The 17,849-nt window shown below is 39.0% G+C and carries 20 protein-coding genes and 3 tRNA genes; 8 read left to right on the forward strand and 15 right to left on the reverse strand.

What is annotated here, in order from left to right; all coding sequences use genetic code 11:
- Entirely contained in the window at positions 1 to 282 is a 282-nt protein-coding gene (locus tag ACA100_RS01030) for an NAD(P) transhydrogenase subunit alpha part 2 (RefSeq protein WP_481078170.1), read from the forward strand.
- Between the two features lie 3 nt (positions 283 to 285).
- Positions 286 to 1,719 (forward strand): NAD(P)(+) transhydrogenase (Re/Si-specific) subunit beta, encoded by a 1,434-nt coding sequence (locus ACA100_RS01035; RefSeq protein ID WP_481078171.1) that lies wholly within the window; start codon positions 286 to 288, stop codon positions 1,717 to 1,719.
- 111 nt (positions 1,720 to 1,830) lie between these two features.
- On the opposite strand, the gene ACA100_RS01040 is transcribed toward ACA100_RS01035, so the two are convergent.
- From ACA100_RS01040 to smpB, 4 genes are all read right to left on the reverse strand, one after another.
- A tRNA-Arg gene (locus ACA100_RS01040) sits at positions 1,831 to 1,907 on the reverse strand.
- A gap of 141 nt (positions 1,908 to 2,048) precedes the next feature.
- Positions 2,049 to 2,125, reverse strand: a tRNA-Arg gene (locus tag ACA100_RS01045).
- Positions 2,126 to 2,186: 61 nt separating this feature from the next.
- Positions 2,187 to 2,549, reverse strand: a complete 363-nt coding sequence (locus ACA100_RS01050; protein ID WP_481078172.1) for a YajD family HNH nuclease — start codon at positions 2,547 to 2,549, stop codon at positions 2,187 to 2,189.
- Positions 2,550 to 3,020: an SsrA-binding protein SmpB gene (gene smpB / locus ACA100_RS01055; protein ID WP_481078173.1), complete on the reverse strand. Its 471-nt coding sequence runs from the start codon at positions 3,018 to 3,020 to the stop codon at positions 2,550 to 2,552. It abuts the gene before it with no gap.
- Between the two features lie 188 nt (positions 3,021 to 3,208).
- Between smpB and ACA100_RS01060 the strand changes: the two genes are divergently transcribed.
- The 3 genes from ACA100_RS01060 to ACA100_RS01070 are packed head-to-tail and all read left to right on the forward strand — an operon-like array spanning position 3,209 to position 4,716.
- Entirely contained in the window at positions 3,209 to 3,757 is a 549-nt protein-coding gene (locus tag ACA100_RS01060) for a carboxymuconolactone decarboxylase family protein (RefSeq protein ID WP_481078174.1), read from the forward strand.
- 11 nt (positions 3,758 to 3,768) lie between these two features.
- Entirely contained in the window at positions 3,769 to 4,347 is a 579-nt protein-coding gene (locus tag ACA100_RS01065) for a TetR/AcrR family transcriptional regulator (RefSeq protein WP_481078175.1), read from the forward strand.
- Positions 4,348 to 4,350: 3 nt separating this feature from the next.
- The gene (locus ACA100_RS01070) at positions 4,351 to 4,716 is read left to right on the forward strand and encodes a DsrE family protein (protein ID WP_481078176.1); all 366 of its coding nucleotides are present in this window, start codon (positions 4,351 to 4,353) and stop codon (positions 4,714 to 4,716) included.
- 91 nt (positions 4,717 to 4,807) lie between these two features.
- On the opposite strand, the gene ACA100_RS01075 is transcribed toward ACA100_RS01070, so the two are convergent.
- The 3 genes from ACA100_RS01075 to ACA100_RS01085 are packed head-to-tail and all read right to left on the reverse strand — an operon-like array spanning position 4,808 to position 8,576.
- Complete coding sequence (locus ACA100_RS01075) at positions 4,808 to 6,127, reverse strand: DUF3100 domain-containing protein (RefSeq protein ID WP_481078177.1); 1,320 nt, start codon at positions 6,125 to 6,127, stop codon at positions 4,808 to 4,810.
- Positions 6,128 to 6,172: 45 nt separating this feature from the next.
- Positions 6,173 to 7,687 (reverse strand): aldehyde dehydrogenase family protein, encoded by a 1,515-nt coding sequence (locus ACA100_RS01080; protein ID WP_481078178.1) that lies wholly within the window; start codon positions 7,685 to 7,687, stop codon positions 6,173 to 6,175.
- A gap of 1 nt (position 7,688) precedes the next feature.
- Complete coding sequence (locus tag ACA100_RS01085) at positions 7,689 to 8,576, reverse strand: NAD(P)-dependent oxidoreductase (RefSeq protein WP_481078179.1); 888 nt, start codon at positions 8,574 to 8,576, stop codon at positions 7,689 to 7,691.
- 118 nt (positions 8,577 to 8,694) lie between these two features.
- On the opposite strand from ACA100_RS01085, the gene ACA100_RS01090 reads away from it, so the two are divergent.
- On the forward strand, positions 8,695 to 9,576 hold the full coding sequence (locus ACA100_RS01090) for a LysR family transcriptional regulator (RefSeq protein WP_481078180.1): 882 nt from the start codon (positions 8,695 to 8,697) through the stop codon (positions 9,574 to 9,576).
- Between the two features lie 58 nt (positions 9,577 to 9,634).
- On the opposite strand, the gene ACA100_RS01095 is transcribed toward ACA100_RS01090, so the two are convergent.
- The 7 genes from ACA100_RS01095 to thrS form a co-directional block, all read right to left on the reverse strand.
- Positions 9,635 to 9,937 (reverse strand): integration host factor subunit alpha, encoded by a 303-nt coding sequence (locus ACA100_RS01095; protein ID WP_481078181.1) that lies wholly within the window; start codon positions 9,935 to 9,937, stop codon positions 9,635 to 9,637.
- A 22-nt stretch (positions 9,938 to 9,959) separates the two neighbouring features.
- Positions 9,960 to 12,326 carry a phenylalanine--tRNA ligase subunit beta gene (gene pheT, locus ACA100_RS01100; RefSeq protein WP_481078182.1) on the reverse strand — a complete coding sequence of 789 codons (2,367 nt, stop codon included), beginning with the start codon at positions 12,324 to 12,326 and terminating at the stop codon, positions 9,960 to 9,962.
- A gap of 35 nt (positions 12,327 to 12,361) precedes the next feature.
- On the reverse strand, positions 12,362 to 13,375 hold the full coding sequence (gene pheS, locus ACA100_RS01105) for a phenylalanine--tRNA ligase subunit alpha (protein ID WP_481078183.1): 1,014 nt from the start codon (positions 13,373 to 13,375) through the stop codon (positions 12,362 to 12,364).
- A 106-nt stretch (positions 13,376 to 13,481) separates the two neighbouring features.
- The gene (gene rplT, locus ACA100_RS01110) at positions 13,482 to 13,838 is read right to left on the reverse strand and encodes a 50S ribosomal protein L20 (RefSeq protein WP_077925910.1); all 357 of its coding nucleotides are present in this window, start codon (positions 13,836 to 13,838) and stop codon (positions 13,482 to 13,484) included.
- 16 nt (positions 13,839 to 13,854) lie between these two features.
- On the reverse strand, positions 13,855 to 14,052 hold the full coding sequence (gene rpmI, locus ACA100_RS01115; RefSeq protein WP_481078184.1) for a 50S ribosomal protein L35: 198 nt from the start codon (positions 14,050 to 14,052) through the stop codon (positions 13,855 to 13,857).
- A 58-nt stretch (positions 14,053 to 14,110) separates the two neighbouring features.
- Positions 14,111 to 14,605: a translation initiation factor IF-3 gene (gene infC / locus ACA100_RS01120; protein WP_481078185.1), complete on the reverse strand. Its 495-nt coding sequence runs from the start codon at positions 14,603 to 14,605 to the stop codon at positions 14,111 to 14,113.
- Between the two features lie 46 nt (positions 14,606 to 14,651).
- Positions 14,652 to 16,568, reverse strand: coding sequence for a threonine--tRNA ligase (gene thrS, locus ACA100_RS01125; protein ID WP_481078186.1), 1,917 nt, complete (start codon positions 16,566 to 16,568; stop codon positions 14,652 to 14,654).
- Positions 16,569 to 16,711: 143 nt separating this feature from the next.
- On the opposite strand from thrS, the gene ACA100_RS01130 reads away from it, so the two are divergent.
- Together ACA100_RS01130 and ACA100_RS01135 are read left to right on the forward strand one after the other, a co-directional pair.
- Positions 16,712 to 17,119, forward strand: a complete 408-nt coding sequence (locus ACA100_RS01130) for a DUF4878 domain-containing protein (protein WP_481078187.1) — start codon at positions 16,712 to 16,714, stop codon at positions 17,117 to 17,119.
- A 3-nt stretch (positions 17,120 to 17,122) separates the two neighbouring features.
- On the forward strand, positions 17,123 to 17,704 hold the full coding sequence (locus ACA100_RS01135) for a C40 family peptidase (protein WP_481078188.1): 582 nt from the start codon (positions 17,123 to 17,125) through the stop codon (positions 17,702 to 17,704).
- A 35-nt stretch (positions 17,705 to 17,739) separates the two neighbouring features.
- Here the strand turns inward: ACA100_RS01135 and ACA100_RS01140 are convergent.
- Positions 17,740 to 17,830: transfer RNA gene (locus ACA100_RS01140), tRNA-Ser, on the reverse strand.
- Positions 17,831 to 17,849 lie beyond the last annotated feature (19 nt).

Here is a 17,849-nt window from a genome sequence, read left to right on the forward strand (position 1 = left end):
ATGATCACACTTTTCGTAATAGCTTTAGCTGCGATTGTGGGCTTTGAGATCATCTCTCGCGTACCTGCAATTCTACACACACCTTTAATGTCAGGCTCTAACTTCATCCATGGTGTTGTATTAATTGGTGCAATGATTGCATTGGGCGAAGCTGAAGGCTTTTGGCAAACAACATTAGGCTTTATCGCTGTTGTATTTGGTGCAGCAAACGCTGTGGGCGGTTATGTTGTCACTGAACGTATGCTAGAAATGTTCAAACCAAGCGATAAAAAGGGGAACTAAATCATGGTATTAACAGGATTATTACAATTTATCGTTAATCTCGGTTACTTTGCGACAGCAATGACATTTATTTTTGCATTAAAACGCATGAGTCATCCATCCACTGCACGTTCAGGAATTGTATGGGCAGGTTATGCGATGGCGTTTGCAACAGTACTAACATTCATCCATCCAGCAATTCATGGCAATTATTTCTTAATGATTTTCGCAATCTTAATTGGTGGCATCATCGCTAATGTGACTGCAAAAAATGTTGCGATGACGGATATGCCACAAATGATCGCGATTTATAATGGCGTAGGCTCCGCATCTGCAGCTTGTATCGCGGCAATCACATTGTTGCGCACAGGCACATTAATTGAATCTCATAATGTTGCTGGCACATTCCGCGAATTACCGCCAATGTTATTGCTAGCTGGTATTGGTGGATTAATCGGTTTAGTATCATTCACAGGTTCAATCATTGCATGGATGAAATTAGATGGTCGCATGAACAATGTTGTGCGCATTAAAGGTCGTAATGCGATTAACGGCATTCTTTTAATGTCAGCAATCTTATTCGTCATCATGCTAGCAAATGTATCTGCACAAGATACAACACCAAGCTATATGCTGATCGTTCTTTTATTCATTGTTGCGGCTGCTTTAGGTATCTTAATTGCGATTCCAATTGGTGGCGCAGATATGCCAGTTGTGATTTCATTATTCAATGCATTAACAGGTTTAGCCGTTGCATTTGAAGGTATCGCAACCAATAACTACGGTTTAGTCGTATCAGGTATGGTTGTGGGCGCAGCAGGTTCGTTATTGACGATCTTAATGGCAAAAGCAATGAACCGCTCATTGTCTAATGTATTGTTCTCTAACTTCGGTGAAGCACAAGCAAGCACAGAAGAAATTGCGGGCAGCTTAAAACCAGTTTCTGCTGGCGATGCAGCAATGACAATGGCTTATGCTCAAAAAGTTATCATCATTCCTGGTTATGGTTTAGCAGTTGCACAAGCACAACATAAAGTTGCTGAATTGACAAAACTTTTACAAGATAAAGATGTTGATGTTAAGTTTGCAATTCACCCTGTTGCAGGTCGTATGCCTGGCCACATGAACGTATTGTTAGCTGAAGCTGGCATTCCTTATGACTTAATCTTTGATTTAGATGAAATCAATGAAGAGTTTAAAGATACAGATGCTGTATTAGTGATCGGTGCGAACGACGTTGTGAACCCAGTTGCTAGAACAGATAAATCAAGCCCAATCTACGGCATGCCGATCTTAAATGCAGATATGGCAAAACAAGTGTTCGTTGTGAAGCGTGGACAAGGTGCAGGATTCTCAGGCATTGAAAACCACCTATTCTATCTAGATAATACTAACATGGTTTATGGTGATGCTCAGAAGATGGTTAACGATATGATCGCTTCCATCAAGACTCTTTAATAGAATTTAAGCAAAAGATTAGCGCTCCCTGTGAGCGCTTTTTTATTATGATGATTTTATAAAAGACAAATACCAAAAAACCCTGAAATAAATTTCAGGGTTTTTATCAATTGGCGCGCCCAGAAGGAGTCGAACCTCCGACCGCCTGGTTCGTAGCCAGGTACTCTATCCAGCTGAGCTATGGGCGCATATCTCAAAAGAGGTGCTCATTATAGCGTGTATTTTTAATCTGTCAAATTTCTGTCACATTTTGATCAAAAATTATCACTTAGCTTTTCAAAGCACAAATACCAAAAAACCCTGAAATAAATTTCAGGGTTTCTATCAATTGGCGCGCCCAGAAGGAGTCGAACCTCCGACCGCCTGGTTCGTAGCCAGGTACTCTATCCAGCTGAGCTATGGGCGCATATCTCAAAAGAGGAGCACATTATAGCGTGATTTATAAAGCTGTCAAATCTTATTTGCGCCTATTTTTTGATCATATCTGCTAATCCTGCAAAAGGATTATGTTTTACATCAACTTTTTGATCTTCTGTGATGACATATTGCGCACGCAAAGCCTCTTCTTGACGCTGATGCTCATTATCATGACAGTACAAACACAACAATTCCCAATTACTTCCATCTGGTGGATTGTTGTCATGATCATGATCTTTATGATGCACTGTTAATTCAAACAAATTCGCGCGTGTGAATTCACGAGTGCAACGACCACAAATCCAAGGATACATGCCCAATGCTCGCTCGCGATAACCTGAAGCACGCTTATCTGCTTCTTTACGCGCATTAGCAACGATCTCATCTAAACGATTTTTAGAAATAGATTTCACTTAGTTTCCTTTCAATACACGATGTTTTTCAATATTCCATTCACGCTCTTTAATGGATGCTCGCTTGTCGTGCTCTTTCTTACCTTTTGCTAAGCCTATTTCAGCCTTAACCATACCTTTTTTCCAATACAAACTTAAAGGGACGATTGTGTATCCTTTACGATCAATACTACCTAACAAACGATCAATTTCGTATTTATGTAACAATAATTTACGCGTGCGAATAGGATCAGGTTTCACATGTGTTGAAGCTGACATTAATGGTGAGATATGTGCACCAAATAAAAATGCTTCACCATCTTTAAACGTCACATAAGCCTCTTTTATCTGAGCTTTACCAGCACGAATACTTTTGACTTCCCAACCTTCTAAGCTAACTCCCGCTTCAATCTTCTCTTCGATGAAGTAATCGTGAAACGCTTTCTTATTGGCTGCGATTTGCGGATTAAACGCAGGTTTTTTCTTACTCATTCAATTTTCTCTAAAACTTGTGATTACAACGTGCTCCTAATCTACCACAATCCTAATTAATTGAGAATTTTACAATCAATAAAACCAAATTATTTATACGAGCCTTGCATTTTTATTTCAATAAAGTTACTATCAGTAACATTAATTGTAACCATTAGTAACTTAATATTGATTCACAGGAGAAAACTATGTCAAACTTCCCTTTAGCAACATTAGATACAGCAGATGAAATCGCAAAACCAATCTTGGAAAATTTCAAAAAAAATTATGGCATGATTCCTAACTTTTTTGGTGCATTAGGGATTGATGGCACAAGCTTAGATGCTTATTTAACATTTGAAAATAAAATTACGGAGAGCACGTTTTTAACCAATGAACAACAAGAACTGATATCATTAGCTGTTGCCAATCAAAATGGCTGCCATTATTGTGTTAGCGGACATACTTTCTCTGCTAAAAAAGCAGGTTTATCTGCTGAAATATGCCTAGATGCTCAAAAAGGCATTAATACTGATCCCAAAAATCAAATAATCCTAAATATTGCGCTTAACATTTTGAAAAATAGCGGTAAACTCAATGAAGCGATCTTAAAAGATGCAGCTGAACATGGAATTACACCTGAACAAGTCATTCAAATTGCGATTTTTACTGCATTGAATACTTTCAGCAATTGGGTCAATAACATTGTTGATCCAACCATTGATTTCCCAAAAGTTGATTTAATTTCTACACCATAAAGGATCATCCCTTGAAAAGTCGATTACACAAAGATGAACGTTACGAACAGTTATTAGAGCTTGCTCATCAAATCATTGATGAGCAAGGCACTGATGCTTTAACCTTGATTTCCCTCGCTGATAAAGCGGGCGTCACTAAGCCAATTCCCTATCGACATTTTGGCAATCGTAAATCTTTGCTGTACACGCTTTTCCAAGATGTTTTAAAAAACTTGTCCCGCAATATGAGAGAAGGCATTAATCAAGAAGCACACTCTTTAGACGATGCCATTGATGTCTTTGCTAAAACATATATGAGTTGCTTTTCAGAGCATGGTAAATCTTGCTTTTCCGTCATTGCCGCACTTCAAGCTTATCCTGAATATGCAAAAATTGACTTAGAACTTCAAGCCTTCTTCTGCCGAACATTAGCCGCTTCATTAGCACCATTTTTACCTAAAAATCGTCAGGTGCCAGATGTTACACTGATGATGATTTTTGGAGCAACATGCTGCGTGGGGAACATGTTTTTAAATCAACTCATTTCTAAAGAAGACGTTATCAAGAATATTACACATTTAATGCGTAAACTTATCAACGATGAGGAATAATCCATGACAGATTTACTGATCACATTAACCCAGCATGAAGCTGATTCAAATAATGTTACGATTGCTTTCACAATGGGCAATGAAGCACTGGCAAAAGGCTATAGTGCAGAAATAGTATTACTTTCTCACGCTGTCTCTCTAGCGCAAAAAAATTATGATGAGAAAATTGATATTGGCGCACCCTTTAAACCATTAAGCGAACTTTTACCTGCATTTCTCAAAGCAGGTGGTCAATTGAAAGTTTGTAAAGCATGCATGATTCATAATGGTGTTAAAGAAGAAGATTTGATCTCCGAATCAATCATCATCACAGCTCCAGATGTCATTGACCTCTTGATGGAATCTAAGAAATCACTGCAACTTAACTAATACATTCATACTACATATCAAAAAAGGGCTCGAATCATCGAGCCCTTTTCATATCATAAATTACTGAATGTAATCTAAGAGGATTGTTGCATTACAACAATGCATTCGCAATCATTGCAGAACCAATGAATGTTCCTGTAAATGTTAATAATGCAACAACCGCAATCTTAATGCCTGACTTCTTAAACAATGTCACTTCACGCTTAGAAATCGCAATACCCGCATAGGCTAAAGCTGGCGTAATCAACGGCAATAAACCTAATTTACTTGTTGCCTCAAGCACATAGCTATCTGTCGGCATAAATGGCAGAGCAAAGAAAATCGCGACTAATGAAATCCAAGCAATGGCAGGAACTTTGAAAGGAATCACTTTGCCAACTAAAACACCTGCTGCACAGAATCCAAAAATGATCAACATTCCAGGCAATGCTTCCAGTGGATTAATACCTGTTCCCGCCCAGTTTGTGATCAACAAGATCGCAGACATCGCCAATAGAGCCACCAATGTTTGCGCTAATGACAAAGGTACTTCTTCATCATCACTCACTTGCATTTTCGCCACTTCATCTTCTAGAGCTTTCTCAACATTTGAATCTTCTTTTGCAGGCTTACGGAATTTTGCTAAAACTTTGTAACAAAATTCAGCCAATGGTAGCGCAATGAATACACTCACAAATAAGCCAGTACCATAAGTTAATAGGTTTGATGTTGCTGCAAATGCCACCACATCTTCTGCTTGATCAGGCACAACCTCGGCCAATGATGCAGAACATGCACCCATCATACTACCGCTACCAACCCCACAAGCCATTGCTAAAGCACGTATATCAAACACATCCCACGAAGCCATAAAACCTGCTAATAGTGAGAAATAGATCGCACCAAACAGCGTACCCATAACATAAACACCCATCACGCCGATACCTTCAGGACTTTTAATCCCAAAACGATCTGCAATCAATGCGATGTTTGGCTCGCGTGCTATCGAATGTGTCGCACCAATAGCTTCCCGCCCCATACCAAATAACAGAACTGCTACAGGTAAAGCCACTAATACTGTCGCGACATTACCTAATTCCTGAAGCACCAAAGCAGGCCCTGCTGCAATGATGTCATTGATCTTAGGACCAATGCCTACAGAAAATTTAGCAATGAATGGCATCACACAAATTAACACCCAATAAGTCGCAACACTGGAGGCTGGACCAATGATTTTTCCTGCTTTTGGAACGATATTGCCATTGAAAAAAACAGAGAATACAAAAGCATACAATAATGGCAATAAAACGACAATTCCAATGCCAATATCAAATTTTAGTATTCCAATAAACTCAGCAATCACAGAAGTTACAATGACAATTAAATGTAATCGCCAATTTAACAGCAATGAATAACCCGTTGTTTTGTTCATAATTCAGTCTCCTTTTGAATCTTCCCTACTTTGAATTACATTGCACTACTCCTCTTGTGCGCCGTAACCAAAATTCACTAATGGCTGTTCTGCTCGCTCTACCCAAATACTCTTAACTTGACTATAAGCATGCAATGCTTCCAAGCCAGAAGAACGACCATAACCACTTGCGTCATACCCACCAAAAGGTGAACTAACATGAATTGTTTTGTAACCATTGATCCAGAATGTTCCTGCTTTAACTTTCGCAGCAACACGATGTGCTTTCGCGACATCTTGACACCAAACAGCACCCGCCAAGCCAAATTGACTATCATTGGCGATCGCAATTGCTTCGGCTTCTGTTTCAAATGGAATTGCGACAACAACAGGGCCAAAAATTTCTTCTTGTGCACATGCCATAGCATTGTTACCCACCAATACCGTTGGATTCACATAATAGCCGTCAACATCTGGCATGGATTCAGCACTGTTTTCTGGGATTACAGCGCCTTCTGCCAAGCCTTTTTCTATCATGTTACACACATGCTGATACTGTTTGAGATTATGAATTGGGCCAATCTGAGTCGTCTCATCCTCAGGATTCCCCACAACAAAACGATTTGTAGTTTGTGCTAAATCTCTCACAAATTGATCAAAAATAGATTTTTCAATCAATACTCGCGAGCCTGAAACACAGCTCTGTCCTGCACTTCCGAAAATCGCATTTTGAGCACCACGTAGCGCTTTTTCATAATCGGCATCAGCGAATACAATATTGGCTGATTTACCACCTAATTCTAGAACCGATGGCACACCTTTTTTTGCTGCTGCAACTGCAATTTTCTCACCTGTTAATGGTGAACCTACAAATACAACTTTTTTGATATTAGCATCAGAAATTAATGCTTGTCCAATAGTATGCCCATAACCTGAGACTATATTTACCAAACCTTTAGGCACACCTGCTTTTTCGACTAATACACCTACAATCAATGAGCTAAGTGCTGTAAGCTCAGAGGGTTTTAAAATCACAGCATTGCCTGCTGCGATTGCTGGCGCAATCTGCCAACCACAAGTAAAAATTGGGGCATTCCATGGAGTAATCTGTAAAACTGTTCCCAATGGTTCATACACAACATAATTTAAATGGGAAGTTGGCACAGGAATCACAGAACCATGTAATTTATCTGTCCATCCTGCATAATATTCAAACATCTCAGCAACTTTTGCCACTTCTCCACGAGCATCACGAATGGGTTTATTGGATGATTTGGATTCCAACAATGCTAATTGTTCAGCATTCTCACGAATCAAACGACCAATCTCAAACATCATTCGACCACGTTGTGCACCTGTTAACGCAATCCATTCAGCTTGCGCCTTAGCTGTACATGCATTCAATGTTGGAATCATAGCAACATCGGCATCATTGTATTGATACAACACAGTATTATCATGTGCTTTAAATACCGTAATCGCTTCACCGTGACCCTCAATCCATTCACCATTGATAAAACTGCCCACAGCTTTTGCTTCAGGTACCCATTGATTTAACAAACTTAAAATTTCTTGGTTCATACTATTTTTCCTCAAACAAATCTGCATCAGTCATTTGAACAATGGCATTGAAATCTTTTTGATCACCCAATGTTTCTGTACTTTTTTCCCATAACTCCATAACCTTCTCGCTCAAAGGTAAATTCATGCTTTCCAACTGAGCCAAAGATTTTGCCAAACCTACATCTTTGCGCATTAAGCCCATCGTAAAACCTGAATCAAATGCACCATTTAAAACCCAGCGTGGAAAATTCACCTCGCTGACTGCGCTACGACCAGAACCTTTATTCAAACCTGCTAATAATTGTTCGGGAGAAACACCTGATTGATTTGCAAGTGCAACGGCTTCTGCTGTAGTAATTAAATGTGCTGCTGCCAATAAATTATTACAAATTTTCACAACATTACCTGCGCCACATTCACCAACATTCACTTGCACAGCACTTAAATCCGCCAAAAATGGTTGAATATTTTCAAAATTTTGCGCTGTTGCACCGACAACCATCGTCATCGTGCCACTTTTTGCACCAGCAGGACCGCCAGAAACGGGTGCATCAATAAACGTCATGCCTTTATTTTTCAGTTCAGCATAAATTTTGCGACTCACTTCCGCAGTTGATGTTGTCGTATCAATAATGATTAAGCCTTCATGCCCCAAATCATTAATACCATTTGCGCCCAATGCTAACGCTTCTACATGTTCGGCTTTTGGCAAAGATAGTACGACAATCTTGCTCTCCTTTAATAATTGCGCCAAAGGAGCGATGATCACGCCAATATTTTCAGCTTCCGTACGCGCTGATTCAGACAAATCATAACCCATGACTTTGTAGCCATTGCGTAACAACGTTTCTGCCATTCCACGCCCCATATTACCTAAGCCAATGACGGACACAATGCCACTCTTCATACTATCCTCCTACAGATATTTTGTTTATTTGTTTTAAGCAGTATAAGCATGGTATTTTTATGCAACAATAGAGCATATTTTGTATTTCGTTGCTTTTTAAGCAACAGGAGAGTTTTCCATGGTTAAAAATCATAGAGTTTATTATTTTCATCAAGCTGTTAAATATGGTGGCATTCGCAATGCAGCAGACATGATGGATGTTGCACCCTCTGCAGTTAGCCGACAAATTGCCTTATTAGAGAAGGAGTTAAAAGTTGCCCTCATAGAAAAAAATTTAAGGGGCGCTGTACCAACTGAAGCTGGTAAATTAGTTTTACAATATTTCCAACAAACATTAGAGCAACAAGAAGATCTGGTTGCCTCTCTTTCCTCATTACAGGGCTTAGATCAGGGGAAATTGGTCATTACAACAGGTGAAGGTTATCTACGCTTATTATCACAGGTGATCGCGCGCTTTTCTGATAAGCATCCCAATATTGAAATTCGAGTCGATGTTGTGGGCAGTAATAATGTTGTCAGAAGTATCATAGAAAATGAAGCCCATATCGGCATTGCTTTTAACCCTGAACTCGACCCTAATATTCGTACACATCTTGAAGTCAATCATCCACTAATGATGTTCATCCACCCAAATCATGCTTTGAATAATGCTCAACATCCCATAAAGCTTTCAGAATTGAAACAGCATCGTCTCGCATTAAGTCACATCTCACATGGTGTTCAGCAGATCATTCATAAAGCTGCCAATGATGATAATATTCGCCTAAAACCTAGCTTAGTGTGCAATCATCTTCATCTATTAAAGAGCTATGCAAGTGATGGTGGAATTGCACTGCTGCCCAATTTCATGCTCTATGAAGAAGATCAAAATTTGATTCTCAAAAAACTCGAACATCAATATTTTAATCAAACACAAACGAAAATCATGAGCCGCTTAGGAAGACAATTACCGCCCGCTGCCAACAAATTCTTGCAAGAAGCAATGAAAATGTTCTCATAAAAAAATCCCACAGTCATCAATTACTGTGGGATCTCTATTTTATACGATTAAATGTAACTTACTCTTCAGTTGTAATACTCGCCAAACGTGTTTTCAATTTCTGACCAACACGGAATGTTACAACACGACGTGCTGAAACTGGAATATCTTCACCTGTTTTTGGGTTACGACCTGGTCTTTCACTTTTATCACGCAATTCAAAACTACCGAAACCTGATAATTTTACCGATTCACCTTTTGTTAAAGCATCACGAATTTCGTTGAAGAAATCTTCTACGAATTGCTTCGCTTCTTCGCGCTGAATATGGTTAAAATCATGATATAAGTGCTCAACGATTTCAGCCTTAGTTAAAGTTGCCATTGTACCCCCTACAATTCTATTTCTATTGACGTAAAAATACCTGAATCTGCTTAAGATTCTCTAGGATATCATTAAGTATAGTATCAATTTCTTCATCTTTGATATTTTCCGCATCATTTTGGAAAATAAGGCCAAAGCTGAAGCTTTTTTCATTTCTATCTTCTTTCGCAAAATTATAAATATCAAATAATTGAACAGATTGAAGTAGAGATGCTTGATTCTGTTTCATAACACTAATCACAGTATCCACAGTCATATCTTGTGGCACCACCAATGTTAAGTCACGACGTGATGACGGGAACTTAGATAATGGTTTAAATACTGTTGGCACTGTCATTTGCATCACAGCTAAATTTAACTCAAAGAGATAAATTTCAGATGAAACATCCAATGCTTTTGCAACTTTTGGATGAATTTTACCAATATAACCAGCTGATTCACCTTTAATCAAGATTTCAGCACTTTGCCCTGGATGCAATAAATCAAAAGCTTTTGCAACAAAAGCAACATCTTTGGCATCTGTTGACAATGAAAGCATTGCTTCCACATCATTTTTAATGTCAAAGAAATCAACTTTACGTGCTTTTTCACCCCATTGTTCTGGCAATAAATCACCAGTGATCGCGCCACCTAGATATGCTTTCTGCTCAACATTATCTATATTGCCTTTGAAAGTCAAACCTGATTCAAATACACGCACACGTTTTTGTTGGCGTTTTAAGTTGTAATCAATCGTTGAGATTAAACCAGCAGCCAAAGTTGTTCTCATGACAGATAAATCTGCTGAGATTGGATTTTTCAAAGCGATTGGCGTCTGTGACTGATCAATGATTGACTGCCACTTTGGTGCAACAAAGCTCATTGTGATCACTTCGTTATAACCACGATCCACCAATACATTTTTGAAGTTGTTCACAGGTGTTTTGAATTCTGTGAAAGGCGTCATTGTGGAAATGCTATTGTTGAACAATGCACCAATGTTGTCATAACCATCGATACGTGCGATTTCTTCAATCAAATCTTCTTCGATTTCAATGTCAAAACGATGCGATGGTGGAACCAATACAACATGATCATCTGCAACAGTTACTTGGCCAATGCGGCTCAAAATTTCAGTGATGCGCTCTACTAAATATGAACGCCCAACGATTTGGTTAATGCGCTCAAAACGTACTTTAATTGCATCTTTCTTAGGCAATAAAGCTGCATCTTCAGCAACTGTAAGATCACCAGCTTGGCCATTGGCTAATGTTACCAATAAATGCGTTGCATATTCCAAAGCTGTCATTGGCAAATTGAAATCAACACCGCGTTCAAAACGATGAGATGCATCTGTATGCAAACCATATTCACGCGCACGGCCTGCAATCGCTAAAGGATTAAACCATGCTGATTCTAAAAATACTGACGTTGTTTGATCGTCACAAACACTATTTGCAGCGCCCATAATCCCTGCCAATGCAACAGTTTTTTCATCATCAGTGATCAATAATGTATTGGCTTTCAATGTCAAAGTATCTTCATTCAACAAGACAACTTTTTCACCCGCTTCCGATTGACGAACCTTGATTGTACCTTTGATTTTAGATGCATCAAACGCATGCAAAGGTTGGCCCAATTCCAACATTACATAGTTAGTGATATCCACTAAAATGCCATGAGGACGAGTACCTGCTCTTCTTAAACGCTCTTTCATCCATAATGGTGTTTCAGCATTCATATTTAAGCCTGTAATCATACGGCCTAAATAACGAGGACAAGCTTGCGTATCTGTAACCTTAACATCAATCTTATCAGTAATTGTTGCTGCAATTTTATGCTCTGGCAGTGCCTTAATTGCAGTACCTGTGCTCAATGCAACATCACGTGCAACACCATAAACACTTAAACAATCACCACGGTTCGGCGTTAAATCGATTTCATAGATCGTATCATTCAGATTGTAATATTCACGGAAATCTTTACCAACAGGCGCATCTGCTGCCAAAATCATTAAACCAGCGTGATCATCACTCAAACCTAATTCACGTGCTGAACACAACATACCCATAGATTCAACACCACGCAACTTAGATTTCTTAATTTTGAAATCGCCTGGCAATACTGCACCGATCACCGCTGTTGGAATTTTAATACCCACAGCAACATTAGGTGCACCACATACGATCTGTAATGGCTCTGCTTCACCAACGTTCACTGTTGTCACACGCAATTTATCAGCATCTGGATGCGGCTCAACCGTTAGTACTTCACCGACAACGATTTTTGTAAATTCAGGTGCTGCTAACTCTTCTGAGTCAACTTCTAAGCCAAGCATTGTCAAATGATTGGATGTATTTTGTGGAATTTCATCAATCCACTCTTTTAACCACGAAATAGATATTTTCATACAATAATTCTTTGTTTAAAATTAGGATTCGGAGATTATTTAAATTGATTCAAAAATCTTAAATCATTTTCATAGAATAATCGAAGATCATTCACACGATAACGTAACATCGCTAAACGCTCTACGCCCATACCAAATGCAAAGCCTTGGTATTCGTTCGGATCAATATTCACCGCGCGTAAAACATTAGGATGAACCATACCGCAACCCAACACTTCTAACCAACCAGTTTGCTTACAAACGCGACAGCCTTCACCGTGACACATCACACATTCGATATCAACTTCTGCTGAAGGTTCTGTAAATGGGAAAAAAGATGGACGGAAACGTAATTTCAAATCCTCTTCAAAGAATTTTTGCATAAATTCAGTCAATAAACCTTTAAGATCACTGAAGTTTGCATTCTTATTCACAACCAAACCTTCCACCTGATGGAACATTGGGCTATGTGTTTGATCCGAGTCAGAACGATAAACACGACCATAACCAATCATTTGAATGGGTGGTTTTTGCGCTTCCATCACATGAATTTGTGTATTCGATGTGTGTGTTCTTAACAACATATCTGTATTGAAATAGAATGTATCAAACATTGCACGCGCAGGATGGTGCGCTGGAATATTCAGAGCTTCAAAGTTATAGAAAGCTGATTCAATTTCAGGACCTTCCACTGCTTCAAATCCTAACGATCCAAACAATGATTTAATTCTGTTTAAAGTAATCGTAATTGGGTGAGATGCGCCTTGCTCCTGACCGCGGCCAGGTTGAGTCACATCTACTCTTTCCGATTCTAATTTGTCTAATAAAAGCGCATCTTCCAATGCTGCTTTTTTACTATCGAGCGCACTAATAATTTCTTGACGAACGGCATTGATTTCAGCCCCTCTGACTTTTTTCTCTTCTGGGCTTAATTTTCCTAGCTCAGGCATTAGCGCAGTGATCACACCTTTCTTACCAAAGTGCCCCACACGAACGGCTTCGATATCTGATAAATCTTTGGCTTCAGCAATTGAACTTAATGCTGTCTTAAGAATGTTTTCTAGTGACATAGTTATATCCATAAAAAAAGGAAAAGTAGCCTATGCTTACTTTTCCTTTGATAATATCAATCTTGAAGGTTCAGTCAATTAGTATTAAATACTAATCTACTGATAGTTAAGCTAAAGCTGCTTTTGCTTGTTCTGCTAAAGCTGCAAATGCTTCTTTCTCAAATACAGCGATATCAGCTAAAACTTTACGATCAATTTCGATGTTTGCTTTCTTCAAACCATTGATGAAACGGCTATAAGACAAACCACACTCACGTGCAGCAGCATTAATACGAACGATCCATAAAGAACGGAAATCACGTTTTTTCTGGCGACGATCGCGGTATGCGTATTGACCAGCTTTGATAACCGCTTGGTTAGCAACGCGATAAACACGTGAACGTGCACCGTAGTAACCTTTTGCTTTCTTTAAAACTTTTTTGTGACGCGCGTGAGCGATAACACCACGTTTAACTCTTGCCATGATCTAACTCCCTCAATTATGCGTAAGGCAACATACGACGAACCATTTTTGTATCTACTTTAGCGATTAAAGTAGCATGACGTAAATGGCGTTTACGTTTTGTTGATTTCTTAGTTAAGATGTGGCTACGGTGTGATGCGTGACGCTTAAAACCGCCTGCACCTGTTTTGCGGAAACGCTTTTTAGCGCCGCTGATTGACTTCATTTTAGGCATAGTATTCAACTCGCATTTCTAAAAATAAAAAATAATAGGAATGTATACAGTGATCGGGTTATTTCTTAGCAGGTGCTAAAACCATAACCATTTGACGACCTTCAAATTTAGGACGCTGTTCAACCACACCATATTCTTTTAAATCTTCCTCAACTCTGTTCAGAAGCTTCATTCCCAACTCTTGGTGAGCCATTTCACGACCACGGAAACGTAGCGTTACTTTGGTTTTATCACCATCACTTAGGAAACGTATCAGGTTGCGTAGTTTTACCTGATAATCCCCTTCATCAGTTCCTGGGCGGAACTTGATTTCTTTCACTTGAATCTGCTTTTGTTTCTTACGAGCTTCATGCTGCTTCTTCTGTTGTTCAAATTTGAATTTTCCATAATTCATAATTCTACAAACAGGCGGAACAGCGGTCGGAGAAACCTCCACCAAATCAAGATCGCTATCATAAGCCATATCCAGAGCTTCCGCAAGAGGCACTACACCTCTTTGCTCACCTTCTGCATCGATTAAACGTACTTCACGTGATGTGATTTCATCATTCAATCTATGTTCATTCTGTGTGCTAATAACTCTATCTCCAAATTAAGTATTAATCTTTATTCATTAGTTCGATTGCTGCATCTAACGACATAGTTCCCATATCTTCGCCTTCGCGCGTTCTCACAGAAACCAAACCTTCTTCTGCTTCACGCTTACCGACAACTAAAATGTATGGAATTCGCGCAATCGTAGCCTCACGGATTTTATATCCAATCTTTTCATTTCTCAAGTCAATTTTCGTTCTGATATTTGCTTTTTTAAGTTTAGCCTCAATATCTTTCACATAATCATCTTGATGACTTGTAATGCCTGCAACAAACACTTGCTCTGGCGCTAACCAGAATGGGAATGATCCAGCATGATGCTCAATCAAAATTCCAATGAAGCGTTCAAATGATCCCAAAATTGCTCTATGTAACATTACAGGACGTTTACGCGTATTATCTTCATCCACAAATTCTGCTTCTAATCTTTCAGGCAGTACAAAATCCAACTGAATTGTACCCACTTGCCATGAACGACCTAGAGCATCTTTAATGTGATATTCAACTTTCGGACCATAGAAAGCACCTTCACCAGGTAACTCTTCCCATTCAACGCCCGCAGCACGTAGAGCAACACGCAACCCTTCTTCTGCTTTATCCCAAACTTCGTCAGAGCCCGCACGCTCATCAGGACGCAAGCTTAATTTAATTGAGATATTTTCAAAACCAAAACGGTCATATACACTCATTGCAAATGCGTGGAAATTTGAAACTTCGCTCACCACCTGATCAATGCGACAGAAAATATGAGCATCATCCTGAACAAAACCACGAACTCGCATTATACCATGCAATGCACCAGAAGGCTCATTACGATGACAAGAACCGAACTCTGCTAAGCGCAAAGGCAAATCACGATATGAATGCAAACCATGATTAAACACTTGAATATGACAAGGACAGTTCATTGGTTTTACGGCATAATCACGATTTTCTGATGATGTCGTAAACATATTTTCACGATAATTTTCCCAATGTCCTGATTTTTCCCATAAGGTACGATCCACGACCATTGGCGTTTTAATTTCTTGATAACCTTCTTCTTTCTGGCGTTTTCTCATGTATTGCTCAATGGTTTGCCATAACTGCCAACCATTAGGATGCCAAAACACCATGCCTGGTGCTTCTTCTTGCAGATGGAATAAGTCTTGTGTTTTACCGATACGGCGGTGATCACGCTTAGATACTTCTTCCAAGAAAGTTAAATGTGCTTTCAATTCTTTATCTGTTGCAAATGCAGCAGCATAAATACGCGTCAACATTTTGTTATTAGAATCACCACGCCAATAAGCGCCCGCAATATTCATTAACTGAAACGCGATATTTGCTTTTTTAATTGTCGCTAAATGAGGACCTACACATAAATCTGTGAAGACATCCTGCCCATCATTACCTTGACGATACAACGAAATCTCCGTTTGATCTTCTGGTGCACGCGCAATAATATCTGCTTTATAAATTTCACCACGCTTTTCAAAATACGCAATCGCTTCTGCACGAGGATGCATTTCACGCGTTACATCCAAGCCTTCCTTGATGATTTTACGCATTTCCGCTTCAATCGCAGGTAGATCCTCAGGTGTAATAGGCGTTTTAAAATCAATATCATAGTAAAAACCTGTATCGATTGTTGGGCCAATTGCCAATAACGCATCTGGATACAAGTTTTTAACTGCACGCGCTAAAACTTGTGCAGCCAATGTGTGGCGCACAACATCTAAACCTTCTTCATCTTTTAACGTGAGAATTCTTACCGTAGCGTTCGTCGTCAATACCGTAGAGAGATCTTTTTGCGTACCATCAACAACCATTGCCACTGCTGCTTTTGCAAGGCCTGGACCAATACTATCTACAATATCAAAACCTGATACAGGATTTTGATACTCTCTCTGACTACCATCTGGCAGGGTAATAACAACCATTTAATTCTCCACGGTCTGACTGAATTAATAAACTCCTAATTATATATCATTTAACAGAATAACGATATATTTGCTGCATGAAAAGTTTGCAGCTGTGATATTATACCTGCCCTTCAAATTTTTAACACTTTAAAGAGTATCGTATGAAAAAAATTCTTTTATATCCTGCTTTAACATTAGTTGCGCTATTTATTGTTGCTTGTTCTGGCTCTACTGATAGCCCTGAAGGCATCACTAAACATTTTGTTGAAAGCACATATAAAGGTGATTCAGAAGCTTTAATCAAAACTTTAGATTTAGGCAAAGATGCTGAAGATCCAGCGGTACAGCAAATGGTTACTGGCAAATTAGGCATGGCAGCAGCCGAAGCAAAAAAACAAGCTGAAGCTAATGGTGGCGTATCTTCTATCGATATCAAAGATGTTAAATATAATGATGATAAAACACGTGCAAAAGTAACTTTCATCGTGAAATTCAAAAAAGATGGCATTGAAGATGCTGGCGACATGAATACAATCAAAACCGATAAAGGTTGGAAAATCGCTCTATAATTTATGAAAAAAATCCCACAAAGTGTTGTGATCATCATCACAGCACTTTTTTTATGCGCTTTTTCTTCTGCCAATCAAAACACTTTAGCCATTGGCGATATCATTCTACGTTCTGGCACAACAATGGATAGCTTTGCCATTCAAAAAATCGGCAAAGTAAAATATTCTCATATTGGCATCATCACACAAATTGAGCCTGAAATCATTGTGGTACATTCAACAACGGATGATGATCCCAATCACCCCAATCAGGTGATCACAACATCTTTTGATATTTTCACATCACCCAAGTTTGCTCATGCATTTCTCATCATTCGCCCAAATTTTCTCAATGATGATGAAAAAATCATTTTAGCAGATACAATTCAATCCAAAATTGGCGAGCCTTATGTATTAAAAAGTCGAGAAGAAAATAATCTATATTGCACAACATTGATTGAGCAACCACTATTAAAGCTCCGCCCTAATATACAATTAGAATGGCACACAATAGATATTGGCCCATTTCAAGGTTCGTATTTATTTCCTGATACTTTTATAAACATTAAAGATATGGAAATTCTTGCTGATTTTTTAAGGCAATAAAAAAGTCCTTAACATTCGTTAAGGACTTTCAAATCTGGCGGAAGAGGAGGGATTCGAACCCTCGATACGCTATTAACGTATATCCGCTTTCCAGGCGAACGCCTTCAGCCACTCGGCCACTCTTCCAATTCTTTTGCAGGGCAGA

The organism is Wohlfahrtiimonas sp. XWW7 (genome assembly GCF_056716055.1).